Origin of the sequence: Paenibacillus spiritus, from assembly GCF_008710135.1 — a bacterium.
GTDB classification, from domain to species: Bacteria; Bacillota; Bacilli; order Paenibacillales; family Paenibacillaceae; genus Paenibacillus_AQ; species Paenibacillus_AQ glufosinatiresistens.
This window is the reverse complement of record NZ_VYKK01000005.1, coordinates 353,270-367,775: the sequence shown is the minus strand read 5'-3', so window position 1 is coordinate 367,775 and position 14,506 is coordinate 353,270. Positions and strand designations below refer to the sequence as shown.

Annotated in this window: 11 protein-coding genes; 2 read left to right on the top strand and 9 right to left on the bottom strand. The window is 59.8% G+C overall.

The features are described from left to right. Positions 1-32: 32 nt before the first annotated feature. Positions 33-761 (bottom strand): phosphonate ABC transporter ATP-binding protein, encoded by a 729-nt coding sequence (locus tag F4V43_RS06230; protein WP_150457366.1) that lies wholly within the window; start codon positions 759-761, stop codon positions 33-35. A 167-nt stretch (positions 762-928) separates the two neighbouring features. On the opposite strand from F4V43_RS06230, the gene F4V43_RS06225 reads away from it, so the two are divergent. Next, a complete protein-coding gene (locus F4V43_RS06225; RefSeq protein WP_150457365.1) occupies positions 929-1,852 on the top strand; it encodes an ArsR/SmtB family transcription factor in 924 nt (307 codons plus the stop codon). Between the two features lie 40 nt (positions 1,853-1,892). Beyond that, on the top strand, positions 1,893-2,666 hold the full coding sequence (locus F4V43_RS06220; protein ID WP_150457364.1) for an HAD family hydrolase: 774 nt from the start codon (positions 1,893-1,895) through the stop codon (positions 2,664-2,666). A gap of 136 nt (positions 2,667-2,802) precedes the next feature. On the opposite strand, the gene F4V43_RS06215 is transcribed toward F4V43_RS06220, so the two are convergent. The 8 genes from F4V43_RS06215 to F4V43_RS06180 all read right to left on the bottom strand — a co-directional run bounded on the left by F4V43_RS06215 (position 2,803) and on the right by F4V43_RS06180 (position 14,491). After that, positions 2,803-5,172 carry a type IA DNA topoisomerase gene (locus tag F4V43_RS06215; protein ID WP_150457363.1) on the bottom strand — a complete coding sequence of 790 codons (2,370 nt, stop codon included), beginning with the start codon at positions 5,170-5,172 and terminating at the stop codon, positions 2,803-2,805. Between the two features lie 55 nt (positions 5,173-5,227). Next, positions 5,228-7,000 (bottom strand): proline--tRNA ligase, encoded by a 1,773-nt coding sequence (locus F4V43_RS06210; protein WP_150457362.1) that lies wholly within the window; start codon positions 6,998-7,000, stop codon positions 5,228-5,230. A gap of 460 nt (positions 7,001-7,460) precedes the next feature. Then, the gene (locus tag F4V43_RS06205) at positions 7,461-8,948 is read right to left on the bottom strand and encodes a glutamate synthase subunit beta (RefSeq protein ID WP_150457361.1); all 1,488 of its coding nucleotides are present in this window, start codon (positions 8,946-8,948) and stop codon (positions 7,461-7,463) included. A 208-nt stretch (positions 8,949-9,156) separates the two neighbouring features. Beyond that, positions 9,157-9,648, bottom strand: coding sequence for a dihydrofolate reductase (locus tag F4V43_RS06200; RefSeq protein ID WP_150457360.1), 492 nt, complete (start codon positions 9,646-9,648; stop codon positions 9,157-9,159). A gap of 45 nt (positions 9,649-9,693) precedes the next feature. Beyond that, a complete protein-coding gene (locus F4V43_RS06195; RefSeq protein WP_150457359.1) occupies positions 9,694-10,488 on the bottom strand; it encodes a thymidylate synthase in 795 nt (264 codons plus the stop codon). A 228-nt stretch (positions 10,489-10,716) separates the two neighbouring features. After that, positions 10,717-12,129: a dihydrolipoyl dehydrogenase gene (lpdA, locus tag F4V43_RS06190; RefSeq protein ID WP_150457358.1), complete on the bottom strand. Its 1,413-nt coding sequence runs from the start codon at positions 12,127-12,129 to the stop codon at positions 10,717-10,719. Positions 12,130-12,133: 4 nt separating this feature from the next. After that, positions 12,134-13,474 carry a dihydrolipoamide acetyltransferase family protein gene (locus F4V43_RS06185; RefSeq protein ID WP_150457357.1) on the bottom strand — a complete coding sequence of 447 codons (1,341 nt, stop codon included), beginning with the start codon at positions 13,472-13,474 and terminating at the stop codon, positions 12,134-12,136. Positions 13,475-13,513: 39 nt separating this feature from the next. Then, positions 13,514-14,491 (bottom strand): alpha-ketoacid dehydrogenase subunit beta, encoded by a 978-nt coding sequence (locus F4V43_RS06180; protein ID WP_150457356.1) that lies wholly within the window; start codon positions 14,489-14,491, stop codon positions 13,514-13,516. Positions 14,492-14,506 lie beyond the last annotated feature (15 nt).

Genomic DNA, 14,506 nt, shown 5'->3' with positions numbered 1-14,506 from the left:
TTTCACGTAAAATAGGCAGCTTCCGCTCCCGCTCATAGAAGGCCGGCCCGCTCCTGGGAAGTCAGCCGCCGGCCGGTGACATCGTGCTTGATGATCCCGTCCTTGAGCACCCACAGCCGGGTGCTGAAGCGTTCTGCCAGTTCCAGCGGCAGCACCGCAATAACCGTCAGCCCGGTCGTCTTGCAGAGGTCGCGCAGCGTCTCCAGCACCTTCTCGGCGGATCTCGGGTCGAGACCCGTTACCGGCTCGTCGGCCAGAATATACCGGGCGCCGTGCACCAGCGCCCGCGCGATCGCAATCCGCTGCCGCTCGCCCCCGCTGAGCTGTCCGCTCTTCAGCTTGGCCTTGTCCAGAAGGCCGAGCCGCTCCAATTCGTCCATCGCGCCCATGTAATCGTCCGAACGGACCATTCCGGTTGCCCGCCGCCACCACGGCGTCTGGGCCGCCTGTCCGATCAGCACATTCTTGAGCGCCGTCCGGTTCGGGTCCAGCGTGACGTTCTGTTCAAGAAAAGCCCACTCCCGGCGGACGTTCCGCTTACCGGACCAGCCGCCCTTGAGAATGTCCTTGCCGTCAATCCGGAAGGCGCCCTTGTCCCAGCGGTCGCGAAGCGCCAGGCAGCGCAGCAGCGTGCTCTTCCCGCTGCCGCTCTCTCCGAGAACGCTCACAAATTCGCCCGGGTCCAGCCGGAAGCCTACATCGCGAAGCACCGGAACCTTCTCCGGTCCGACCGATTTGGCCAAATGCTCTACGATTACCATAAGCGAAGCCTCTCCATTTCCGTACCTATAATAATATCGTATTCCCCTGAGATTTCATCCCAACATTATAGTGGACAACGACAATCAAAACAAGGGATAATAAATAGAAATCGGGTTTTCGCCAAACACTGTGAAAGAGTGTGCTTTGTAGGAGGACTGCATGCTTCATGGATTATAAAGTCATCATCGACGTATCGCCGGTGTACGAGCTGCTGGACAGCTTCATGCTGTACGTCACGCGCAAATGGCTCTCGAATCTGGACATCGGCCCGGACTGGGTCCGGCAGGTGGACGACCAGATTCCGCCCCAGAAGACCGCCGCTCTGATGAGCGCCGCCGATTGGCCCATCGACGACTATGATATTCTGTACGCCTGGGCGTACAGCTCGGGACCGGCCGCCAACATTTCACGCTTCCTGGAGGAGCTGGACTCCGAAGAGGAAGCCTGGTGGCACGCCCGCGCGCTGGAATTTGTTCCTTCGCTGACGGCGCAGGAGAGCGGGCGGATTCAGCGCGGATACGCTCCGCTGCTGCGGATCTGGCATGAATCCTATTTTCGGCGTGTAGAGAATCAGATGCTCCCGCTGCTGATCGAGGACGGGAACGAGAAGAAGCTCCTTCAGAGCAAGATGGATTCCGTCGCCCTCGTCGAGTATGCCTCCGGCGGCGTCGTGATCGAGGAGATCCCGGGCCTTTCGACAATCGTGCTGCTTCCGACGGTTCATAACCGTCCGATCAATACGTACTGTCAGTACCGGAATCTGATTATGGTGCAGTACCCTGTCGACATTCCCGTCGACAATGACGACGACCCTCCCACCGAGCTGCTGCGGATGACCAAGGCGCTCTCCGATCCCGTCCGGCTCCGGCTGCTGCGCTATCTGGCCAACGAGCCGAAGTCGCTGTGGGAGATGAAGAACGATCTCGGCCAGTCCGGCGATATGCTCATGCATCATCTGATGATGCTCCGGGTGGCGGGGCTGCTGCGCATCCACCTGTCCGACCCGGACGGGGAGCGGTTCAGCATCCGGCCCGACGGCGCCTCGGAGCTGCAGCTCTTTCTTGAGTCGTACGTTCATCGTCAGGGTTAAAAGAACAATACAGAGATTGGACACAAGGAGTGAATGAGCGATGAACTATTGGACACCGCCCTATAAGGCCCAGCAAGTCATTTTTGATCTGGATGACACGCTCGTCCACTGCAACAAGTATTTCGACCTGATTCTCGGCCAGTTCTTCGAGACCATGGGCGACTGGTTCCGTGCCTACGGCCCGACGACTGCCGAAATGCGCGCCAAGCAAGTAGAGATTGATGTGGAGACGGTCAGCGCGAGCGGCCTGGCAAGCGATAATTTCCCGAAATCGCTCATTGCCACTTACCGGCATTTCTGCGGAAGATACGGCCGACCGGCCGAACCCTTTGAGGAAGAGCAGCTGATGAAGCTGGGTCTGAGCGTCTATGACCAGGAGATCGAAGCTTATCCGGGCATGGTAGAAACCCTGGACGCGCTCAAGAGCGACGGACATGAGCTGTATCTGTATACGGGCGGCGACGCCGTGATCCAGCAGCGGAAGATCGAGCAGATGAAGCTCGACCTGTATTTCGATGACCGGATCTTCATCCGCCAGCATAAGAATGTCGAAGCGCTGGAAGATATTTTGGTCCAAGGCGGCTTCGACCGTGAACGCACCTGGATGATCGGCAACTCGCTGAGAACGGATGTCCTTCCCGCCGTCACGGCCGGGATCAAGAGCATCTATCTGAAGCAGCAGAATGAGTGGCTCTATAACATGATCGAGCTGCAGCGCGAGCTTCATCAGTCCGTTATCACCATTACGAAGGTAGAGGAAGTCGTGCCGGTCATTCGCGGCGCCGCCTCGCACCGGAAGAAGAGCCACGGGTGAACCCTCTTCCCGTGCGGCCTGCACAGGAACAAGAAGACCGGCCCCGCCGCGGCATGCGGCGAAGCCGGTCTTCTTCGGTTCCTGTCGTATCCAAGATAGGTCCGGTGTCCGGGCGTCGTTCCCGCTGCTCCGAGTTCTACAACCGCTCCAGCTTCAGCCCTCCGGTCTGCAGGTCGGCCAGCGCCAGTCTCCCCTCCGCCGGTGAACCGTCCGGCCCTGTCAGCTTCAGCTTGGCCGTGCGCCCTTTCTCCAGCAGCGCCTTCACCTGGGACTCGGTCAGCTTCCGGCCAAATTCCTCCTGCTCCTGCCAGATGACGAACCGGCAGCCTTCCCGGTAGCGGGAGCAGCCGTAGCCTTTGCGGCCCATGAAGATGTGGCCGCCGCAGCCCGGCCGCGGGCAGGGGCCGACGATCTTCGGCCCCTGCTCCCCCGCCGCTGCCGGTGCGGCCTTGCGGGCCGGATCGCCTGCGTCCGCCGCAGCGCCGGCCGCGCAGGCGCCGGTCCGCCGCGTCCCCGCAGAAGCGCTGCGCGCTGCGGGAATCGCAGGGGCCGCGGCGCCTTGGCCGCGCGCCCTGCCTCCGGCGGCGCCTGACCCGGCGCCGGAGCGGCCGCGGCCCGATGCGCGGGCCGCTCCCGTCTCCTTGGGACCGCCGCCTTCAAAGGCGGTCCGGTCCGCCCGCGACTGCGCCCGGACCTTCTCGACGATCATGGCCGCGAACCGCTTCACGTTCGCCATGAACGTCTCGTCCGAAGCCGTTCCGCGGGCAATCTCGTTCAGCCGGCGTTCCCACTGCCCGGTCATCTCGGGCGAAGTCAGCAGCTCCACGCCGGCTTCCCGGACCAGCTCGACGGCCGTGCGGCCTTTCGGCGTCAGGACAATTTTTTTGCCCTGCATATCGATATAGCCGACCTTCTTCAGCCGCTCGATCGTCGCCGCCCGCGTCGCCGGTGTGCCCAGACCCGAGTCCTTCATGGCGTCCCTCAGCTCTTCGTCCTCAATCTGCTTGCCCGCGCTCTCCATCGCCTTCAGCAGCGTCCCTTCGGTGAACGCCTTCGGCGGCTGCGTCTCCTTCTCCTTAACGGACGCATCCCGGCAGTCCGCCGGAGCGTTCCGGTCGACAGAGAACGGCTCGCTGACCTCGATCTCCTCCGATTCCTCCTCTTCCTTGCCCTTCTTGTTCCCCCGGGACGGCTTTGCCGGGCCCTCGCCGGCATACAGCGCCTTCCAGCCGAGGCTGAGCAGCTCTTTGACGTTCGTCTTGAACGTCTCTCCCTCGACTTCGGTCAGAACCGCGTGCTGCTTATATTCGGCAGCGGGATAGAACTGGGACAGGAATCGTTTTACGATCAGGTCGTACAGCTTGTCCTCGTCGGGATTCAGACCGTTCGCCTTCCGGTAGGTCGGCAGGATCGCATGGTGATCCTCTACCTTCGCCGGATTGCAGACGAACTTGTTCCCTTTGTGAACCAGACTGCGGTTCGCGCCCTGGACCCAGGTATCATAAGCCGTGCCCTGAAGGGAAGACAGCGTCTTGTGCATCTCCGGAATGTTCTGCTCGGTGACGTAGTTGGAATTCGTCCGCGGATAGGAAATGACCTTGTGCTTCTCGTAGAGCGCCTGGGCAAGATCGAGCGTTTTTTTTGCCGAGAATCCGAATTTGCCGTTCGCCTCCCGCTGCAGAAGCGTCAGGTCGTACAGCTTGTTGGGATACTCCTTCGTCTCCTTCACCTCATAAGAGGCGATCCGGCCCGGCTTCCCTTTGACCTTGTTCGCAATCGCTTCCGCCTTGGCCCGGTCCGTCAAGCGTTCGCCCTGCCACATTCCCCGGTAGGACAACTCCGACTGCCTGAATTGGCCCTCCACCTCAAAATACTTCAGCGAAGAGAACGCCTCGATCGTCTTCTGGCGGTCATAGATAAGAGCCAGCACCGGCGTCTGTACCCGTCCGACCGACAGCAGCACATTATGCCGGGTCGTGAACGCCCGCGAACCGTTCATGCCGATCAGCCAGTCCGCTTCGCTGCGGGCCCGGGCCGCTCTGGTCAGATTGTCGTATTCCGCGCCGTCCTTCAGCTCCTGAAACCCTCGGCGTATCGTCTCGGGCGTCAAGTCCGAAATCCACAGCCGCTTCACCGGCTGGGTCAGCTTCAAATGCCGCTGAATGAGGGAGAAAATGTGCTGTCCCTCCCGTCCGGCGTCGCAGGAATTAATCAGAAGCGAGCTGCGCTGCGCCAGCTCCTGAATGACCTTCAGCTGGTCGGCCGTTCTCCGGTTCGCCACCAGCTTGAATTCGGCCGGAATGATCGGCAGGTCGCCAATGTTCCACTTCTTGTACTTGGGATCGTACAGATCGGGCTCTGCCAGCTCGACAAGATGGCCGATCGCCCAGGTGATGATATATTCATCTCCTTCCAGATAGGTCCGGAAATTACGGGCCTTGGGGTCGATCGCAGCCGCAATATTCCGTCCCATATCGGGTTTCTCCGCAATGATCAGTGTCTTCAAGTACCCTCGCTCCGCTTCCTTCAAATTTCAGCTCTGTCTAAACCCTGAAATTCTATTATAGCATTAAGTCCGGGCCGGGCTGAATAATTTCCGCCAGCGCTTCCTCCGCCGCAAGCTCTCTGCCCGTCCCCGCGGACCGGCTGCGCAGCTCCACCCTGCCCTCTGCCGCCCCCCGGCCTACAATGAGCGTCCAGGGAATGCCGATCAGTTCGGCATCCTTGAACTTCACGCCAGGCCGCTCTTCCCGGTCGTCCAGCAGCACTTCCATTCCCTGCGAGCGAAGCGTCTCGTACAGCCGGCGGGCAAGCTCCATCTGAACCCCGTCCTGAGCCGCAACCGGAATCAGATGGACCGTGAACGGGGCCAGGGACGGAGGCCAGCACAGCCCGTCTTCCCTGGCGCTCTGCTCGGCCACGGCTGCCAGCAGCCGGGATACGCCGATGCCGTAGCAGCCCATAATCAGCGGCTGTTCTTGACCGCGCTCATCCCGGAAGGTCGCGTGCAGTCTTCCGCTGTACCGGGTGCCGAGCTTGAATACATGCCCGATTTCAATGCCCTTCACCAGCCCGACAGATCCCGACTCGCAGCGCGGGCAGGCGTCTCCGGCCCGGATCAAGCGGAAGTCGCCGGTATGGTCGGCGCAGAAGTCCCGTCCCGGCACGACATGCCGCCAGTGTTCATCCTGAGCGCCCGCCCCGGCTACCGCTTCCGCCATCGCCATCGCCGCATGGTCCGCAAGGAGCGGCAGCGACAGGCCGACCGGACCGACGAAGCCCGGACGGGTTCCCGCTGCGGCCAGGACCGTCTCTTCATCCGCAAGCTCAATCGTGTCGGCCTTCAGGAACGCCTTCACCTTAAGCTCGTTCACCTCATGATCGCCGCGGACCAGCACCGCGATCACCTGGCCGTCCGCTGCGTAGATCAGCGTCTTCAGGATGTCCTCCGCCCGCAGACCGCAGGCATCCTGCAGCTCCTCCACCGTGCGGATGCCCGGGGTTGCGAAGCGCTCGGGAGCGGCCTTCGGAGCGGCCTTTGGAGCTTCCTTTGAGCCTGCTCCCGCAACACCGGAGGCGGCCGCTTCCCCGTCCGTCCGGCGGTCATTCTTCAGAGACCGGGTCTCTGCCCGCTCTACGTTGGCCGCATAGCCGCAGCAGCTGCAGACGGCGATATCGTCCTCTCCGATGGCGGCCAAGGCCATGAACTCATGGCTGCCGCTGCCTCCGATTGCGCCCGAGTCGGCTTCTGCCGCCCGGAAATTCAGGCCGCACCGCGTAAAGATGCGGTGATACGCCTCGAACATGCTCTGATACGCAGCGTCCAGTTCCTGTTCCGAGCGGCCGAATGAATACGCATCCTTCATCAGAAATTCGCGTCCCCGCAGCAGACCGAACCGGGGACGGCGCTCATCGCGGAACTTCGTTCCGATCTGATACACGCTGACCGGAAGCTGACGGTAGCTGGAGACTTCGCTGCCGACCAGTGCAGTAACGACCTCTTCATGGGTCGGACCGAGTGCAAATTCGCGGCCGTGCCGGTCTTCCAGCAGCATGAGATCCCGGCCGTACAGCTCGTATCGGCCCGATTCCCGCAGGAGCTCTGCGGGATGAAGCGAAGGCAGACGCAGCTCGGCTGCACCTGCGGCCTCCATCTCTTCCCGGATAATCCGCTCGATCCGCGACAGCACGCGCTGGGCAAGCGGCAGATAGGAGTAGACGCCGGCTGCCAATTGCCGGATATAGCCTGCCCGCAGCAGCAGGGCATGGCCCTTCGTATCGGCCTCGGCCGGCTGCTCGCGGAGGGTGCGGATCAGCATTTGGCTCTGTTTCATGGAAATCCACCTTTCTGGGGAGGGAATGAGAACGCAAAAAGGCACATCCGTCAGGGACGAATGTGCCGTGGTACCACCCTAATTCAACCGATTCAGTGCGGGCCTTGCTTAGCGCGCCGGAAACGATCCTTCAGCCGGATAACGTCCGGCAGGACGGCGGCGGTTAATTCCCGCCGCAGCTCGCAAGGCGGGGGAACCTTCCGTCTGCCCATGGGGAATCTCTCAGCCGGTGGATTCCCTTTCTGTACGGACGCTGGACGGAAGGCGTTCCTTGGTCAACGCTGTGTCAGCTCATGAATTTAGACTACTGTACCCGATCTGTCCGGATTCGTCAACCCGGCAGGGCCGCAAGGCAGCAGCAGACTGCTGGCTTAAGCAGCCTTGCCCGACGCAAAAACCGCGGCTTTTCGGCCGCGGACGCTACAATTGCATGGGATTAGGCGGATCACAGAAGTTCGGACTAGACCAGCACGGTAGAACCCATCAAATACTTGTCTACTTCACGGGCGGCCTCGCGTCCCTCGTTGATGGCCCATACCACCAGACTCTGGCCGCGCCGCATGTCGCCGGCCGCGAATACTTTGTCCACATTCGTGGCAAACTTGCCGTAGCGGGCCTTAACGTTCGTCCGGCGGTCCGTCTCCAGCTTCAGCTCCCGGATCAGTTCCTGCTCGGGTCCGTCGAAACCGATCGCAACCAGAGCCAGTTGAGCCGGATAGACGGCTTCCGTTCCCGGAATCGGCTCATAGATCTTCCGGCCGTTCTCGTCCACCGTCCGGCGGATGTTGACCGTATGCAGCTCTTTCAGATTGCCGTTCTCATCGCCGACGAACTTGGTCGTCATGATGGAGAACTCGCGCGGGTCTTCGCCGAAGACCGCCTTAGCTTCCTCCTGGGCGTAATCGAGACGGTAGACATTCGGGAACTGCGGCCACGGATTGGCGACCGTATCGCGCGTCAGCGGCGCCTTCTCATGCGTGCCGAACTGCGTGATGCTTTTGCAGCCGTGACGGAGGGCCGTTGCCACGCAGTCGGAGCCGGTATCCCCGCCGCCGAGCACAATGACATCCTTGCCTTCCGCAGACACATAGTTGCCGTCCTCAAGACCCGAGTCCAGATAACTGCGGATTGTACCGTTTAGATAATCCATTGCATACATGACCCCGTTCAAATCGCTTCCTTCAGCCGTGAAGCGGCGGGCCTTGGTCGCGCCGCCGCACAGAACGACGGCGTCGTATTCGTCCACGAGCTGCTGGGCAGGAATGTCCTTCCCGATCTCGGTATTCACGACAAAGTTCACACCCTCCGCCGCGAGCAGATCGACCCGGCGCTGCACGACGCGCTTGTCGAGCTTCATGGTCGGAATGCCGTAGGTCAACAGACCGCCGACGCGGTCGGCCCGTTCGTAGACGGTCACACTGTGACCGGCCTTGTTGAGCTGGGCGGCGGCGGCGAGGCCGGCAGGGCCGGAGCCGACGACTGCAACCTTTTTGCCGGTACGCTTCTCGGGCGGCTGCGGAACGACCCAGCCTTCCTCAAAACCTTTGTCGATAATCGCCAGCTCGATCGTCTTGATCGTCACCGGCTGGCCGATCAGGCCGACGGTACAGGAACCCTCGCACGGTGCAGGGCAGATGCTCCCGGTGAATTCCGGGAAGTTATTGGTTTTGTGGAGGCGTTCCAGCGCTTCCTTCCACAGGCCCCGGTAGACCAGGTTGTTCCATTCCGGAATCAGATTGTGCACCGGACAGCCCGACGTGCCGCCCGCCATGTCGATCCCCGTATGACAATAAGGCGTGCCGCAGTCCATACAGCGTGCGCCCTGCGTGCGCAGCTCCTCCTCGGACAGATGAAGGTGGAATTCTTCCCAATCTTTAACGCGCTGCTGCGGATCGCGGTCGGCCGGGAGCTGCCGCTTGTACTCCATAAACCCCGTAGGTGTAGACATCTGCTTGTATCCCCCATCCGTTCTCTTCTTATAGCTGTAGCTGCCAAATCCGTACATTTCTAATTTGTACAATACTAATTTTAATTATAGTAGCATTCGCACCACCTTAGCTGCATGGACTTTTCTGCACATTGTTTGCACTATTTAACATGTCATGTCAGCAAAAAAAGCTATCAGTGGTGATTAATATCGTTTATGGTTAAAACGCTTACTCCGAACGTTCATACACCATAAAACGGTAATCATACGGATTCTTCTCATCCCGAATTCCCTGCTCCGAGGAGACTTCCTTCCACTCGCTCCAGTCCACTTCCGGGAAATACGTATCCCCTTCGAACTCATGGTCGATGCGGGTGACGACGAGCCGGTCAGCGTACGGCAGGGTTAAGCGGTAGATCTCCGCTCCGCCAATGACCATCAGTTCATCCGATCCCTTGGCGAGCTTCAGCGCTTCTTCGGTGCTTGCAGCCACCTGGGCTCCCTCCGCCCGGTAGTCCGGGTCCCGGGTCAATATAATCGAGCGGCGGCCCGGCAGGGGCCGGCTTCCGAGCGATTCCCAGGTTTTGCGGCCCATCAGCATCGTCTTGCCCATTGTCCGTTCCTTGAAAAAAGCGAAATCCCGGGGAATGCTCCAAGGCATTCCGTTCTCCCGTCCGATGAGACCGTTTCGGTCCATCGCCCAAATCAGCGTCGTCTCCATATTCATCCCTCCAGTCCCGAATCCGGCCGGACGCCTGTCGGGCGGCTAGATCGCCACCGGCGCCTTGATGGCCGGGTGATGCCGGTAATTGAGAAACTCGAAGTCTTCGTATTCGTAATCAAAGATACTGTCCGGCTTCCGCCGGATATGGAGCTGCGGCAGTTCGTAAGGCTCGCGGGCCAGCTGTGTACGAACCTGCTCCAGATGATTTGTATAAATGTGCACATCGCCGCCTGACCAGATAAATTCTCCCGGCTCCAGGTCCGTCTGCTGGGCAACCATATGCGTCAGCAGCGCATAGCTGGCAATATTGAACGGGAGGCCGAGAAACGTATCCACCGACCGCATATTCAGCAGGCACGACAGCTTCCCGTCCGCCACGTAGAACTGAAACGCATAATGGCACGGCGGCAGCTTCATCTGTTCGATCTCGCCTACGTTCCAGGCGCTGACCAGATGCCGGCGCGAATCGGGATTCCGCTTAATCCCCTCGATCACTTCGGTGATCTGGTCAATCCGTCGTCCGTCGGCGCTCTCCCAAGTCCGCCACTGCGAGCCGTATACGGGGCCGAGGTTGCCCTCTTCGTCCGCCCACTCGTCCCAGATGGTGACCCCGTTCTCCTTCAGGTACCGGATGTTCGTGTCTCCGCTCAGGAACCAGAGCAGCTCGTGGATCACCGACTTCAGATGGATTCGCTTCGTCGTCAGCAGCGGGAATCCCTCCGACAGATCGAACCGAAGCTGCCGTCCGAAGACGGATACCGTTCCGGTTCCGGTGCGGTCGCTCTTCTCTGTGCCGTGATCCAGAATATCCTGGAGTAAATCCAGATACTTGCGCACTTGCAGCACCCCTCTCTCTATATATTGGTTCATCCTAGTTTACCATGACCGGACGCGCCTTGTAACTTCCTGCGAACAATTGCCACAATAACTTCCGCCTTTTGGAGCCGGACGCAGAGCCTCTTGCAGCTTCTCCTTCTTGCAAAAAGAGCGAAGCCGCCTCTTCAGGCGCTTCGCTCTTTCCCTGCAGGCCGCAAGCGGCCCCCGGGGCCCGCTGTGCCAGTCAGATTATTTCAGGACATGAATCGGATGGCCTTCTACCAGTTCGGCAGCTTCCATCACGATTTCGCCCAGTGTCGGGTGGGCATGAATCGTCAGCGAGATGTCTTCCAGAGTAGCGCCCATCTCAATCGCCAGGCCCAGCTCGGCGATGAGGTTGGAGGCTTCCAGACCGACAATCTGCGCGCCCAGCACGAGGTTGTTGTCTGCATTCGCGACAATCTTAATGAAGCCGTCAGGGCTGTTCAGCGACAAGGCGCGGCCGTTGCCCGCGAACGGGAACTTACCGGACTTCACTTTGTAGCCTTTCTCCTTGGCTTCCTTCTCGGTCAGACCGACGCTGGAGCATTCCGGATCCGTGAAGACAACGGCAGGAATAACCTTGTAGTCCACAACGGATTTATGTCCGGAGATCGCTTCGGCTGCGATCTTGCCTTCATAAGAAGCTTTGTGAGCCAGAGCCAGACCCGGCACTACGTCGCCGATGGCAAAGATGTGCGGGATGTTGGTGCGTCCCTGATGATCAACCTTGATCAGACCGCGTTCGTCCAGCTCTACGCCGATAAGGTCGAGGCCCAGCTCGCCATCGGTGTTCGGACGGCGGCCTACGGTTACCAGCAGGTATTCGGCTGTAACTTCCTTGGATTCTCCGCCAACCGAATATTTCACGGTAACGTCCTTATCGGTCTGCGTAGCGCTCTCGGCCTTCGCATTCGTTACGATCTCGATGCCTGTCTTCGCCATGTTCTTGGCAACCAGACGGGTCATATCCTTGTCAAAGCCCGGCAGCACGGTATCCATGCCTTCAATGATCGTCACTTTCGTGCCGAACTTGGAGTACATCTGGCCGAGCTCGGCGCCGATGTAGCCGCCGCCGATTACGATCATGCTCTTTGGAATTTCCGGCAGATCCAGAGCTTCCGTCGAGGAGAGGATACGTCCGCCGAACGGGAACGGCTTCAGCTCGATCGGGCGGGAGCCCGTAGCGATGATGCAGTTCTTGAAGCGGTAGCGCGGGGATTCGTGATCGTTAAATACCCGGGCTTCCGTTGTGCTGATGAACATGCACTCGCCGTTGAAGATTTCAACCTTGTTGCCCTTCAGCAGGCCGGCAACGCCGCCGGTCAGCTTCTTGACAACGCCCTGCTTGAATTCCTGCGTCTTGGCAAAATCCACCTTCACGTTCTCGGCCGAAATGCCGAACGCTTCGCCGTGCTGGGCGGACTCATATTGATGAGCCGCCGAGATCAGCGCTTTGGAAGGAATACAGCCGCGGTTAAGACACACGCCGCCGACTTCGGATTTGTCTACGATCAGAACTTTCTGTCCCAGCTGTGCGGCGCGGATGGCGGCAACATATCCGCCAGGTCCGGCACCGATCACCAATGTATCAATATCGAGTGAAGCGTCTCCCACTACCATATGATTACACCTCCATAACCAGCAGCTCAGGGTTAGCGAGCAGCGATTTAATGTAGTTCATAAAGTTCTGCGCCGTAGCGCCGTCGATAAGGCGATGGTCAAAGCTCAGCGACAGCGCCATAACCGGAGCGGCTACGATCTCGCCGTTCTTGACAACTGCCTTCTCGCTGATGCGGCCTGTTCCGAGGATGGCCACTTCCGGGTAGTTGATGATCGGCGTGAAGAACATGCCCCCGGCGGAACCGATGTTCGTGATGGAAATGGTGCTGCCCTTCATTTCGTTCGGAGACAGCTTACCTTCGCGGCCTCTGGCTGCAAGGTCGCTGATCGCCTGGGCGATCATCCAGATGCTCTTGCGGTCCGCATCCTTGATAACCGGTACAATCAGACCGTTGTCCGTATCCGTTGCGATACCGATGTTGTAGTACTTCTTGTAGACGATTTCGTTGGCTTCTTCGTCGATCATGGCGTTCAGGGCCGGGAATTGACGGGAAGCGGCTACCAGCGCCTTCACGATGAACGGCAGGTAAGTTACCTTGATGCCCTTCTTCTCGGCAGCCGGTTTCATGCGGGTACGGAAGGCCACCAGTTCGGTAACGTCCACTTCGTCCATGATCGTAACATGAGGAGCCGTGTACGCCGACTTGACCATGGCGTTCGAGATCGCCTTGCGAATGCCCTTGAATGGCACGCGCTCTTCTTCCTGGCTGACGTTGCCGGAAGCAGAGGAAGCTGCAGAAGCGGCCGGAGCGGAAGACTTCTCGGCTGCAGGCGCGCTGGATGCGGCCGGTGCTGCGGAGGTCTGCCCGCCGTTCATGAAGGCTTCAACATCCTCGCGGGTGATCTTGCCGCCCTTGCCGGTTCCGTTCACTTTGGAAATGTCCACGCTGTTGTCGCGGGCGAACTTGCGCACGCTTGGCGTAGCCAGCACATCATGGTCCGGAGCCGGTACCGATGCGCCGCCTGCTTCGCCGGCTTTGGCATCCGAAGGACTCGAAGCGGCCGGGGAAGAAGTCGTATCCACGTTGCCCTTGGAGGAATCCGCTTCCTGGGCGCCGTGAGCCTGATCTTCGGCAGGAGCTTCCGCGCCTTCCGGCAGATCGCCTTCCGCGTCGATAACCGCTACGGTCTGGCCGACATGGAACACGTCTCCGTCCTTCGCCAATACTTCCAGCACCGTACCGTTGACCGGGCAGGGAACTTCCACCACTGCCTTGTCGTTCTGCACTTCCATGATGATATCTTCGTCTGTTACTTTGTCGCCGGCTTTAATGAGCACTTTAATAATTTCGCCTTCATGCAGGCCTTCGCCCAGTTCCGGGAACGGGTAATTATATTTTGCCACGTTCGACAACCTCCTCTATATAAATGGTAGTACGGATAATTAAAATTCCAGCACTTTCTTCACGCCTGCTACGACGCGGGCGGGACTCGGGAGCCAGGCATCCTCGATCTGGGCGAACGCATACACCGTATCGGGCGCGGTTACGCGCAGCACAGGAGCTTCGAGGTGCAGCAGCGCCTTCTCGTTGATCTGGGCAATCACTTCGGCGGCAACGCCGGCGCTCTTCTGCGCTTCCTGAACCATTACGGCACGGTTCGTCTTCTTGATCGAAGCCACGATGGTGTCGATGTCGATCGGGCTGATCGTGCGCAGGTCGATAATTTCGGCGCTGATGCCTTCCTTGGCCAGCTCATCGGCGGCTTTGGTTGCGGTATGAACCATCAGACCGTAGGCAATGATGGTCACGTCGCTGCCTTCGCGGACGACATTGGCTTTGCCGATCTCTACAACATAGTCTTCTTCCGGCACTTCAGCGCGGAAAGCATGGTAGAGATTCAGGTGTTCCATGAAGAAGACCGGGTCGTTGTCGCGGATGGCGGCAATCATCAGACCCTTGGCGTCATACGGATTGGAAGGAACGACAACCTTGATGCCAGGGCTCTGCGCAATCAGTCCCTCCAGGGAGTCGGTATGCAGCTCGGCCGCCTTCACGCCGCCGCCAAACGGGGTGCGGAATACGATCGGAGCGTTATATTTGCCGCCGGTACGGTACCGGAGACGCGCAGCCTGTACCACGATCTGGTCCAAAGCTTCAAAGATAAAACCGACAAACTGAATCTCGGCAACCGGACGGAAGCCCTGAATGCCCAGACCGACGGCCAGGCCGCCAATCGCGGATTCCGCAAGCGGCGTATCGAATACGCGGTCTTCGCCGAATTCCTTCTGAAGTCCTTCCGTCGCGCGGAACACGCCGCCGACATTGCCGACGTCTTCGCCGAAGACCAGAACGTTCGGGTCACGCTTCAATTCGACGCGCATCGCGTCGCGGATCGCTTCTTTCAAGTTCATTTGTGCCATTGCGAGACATCCCCC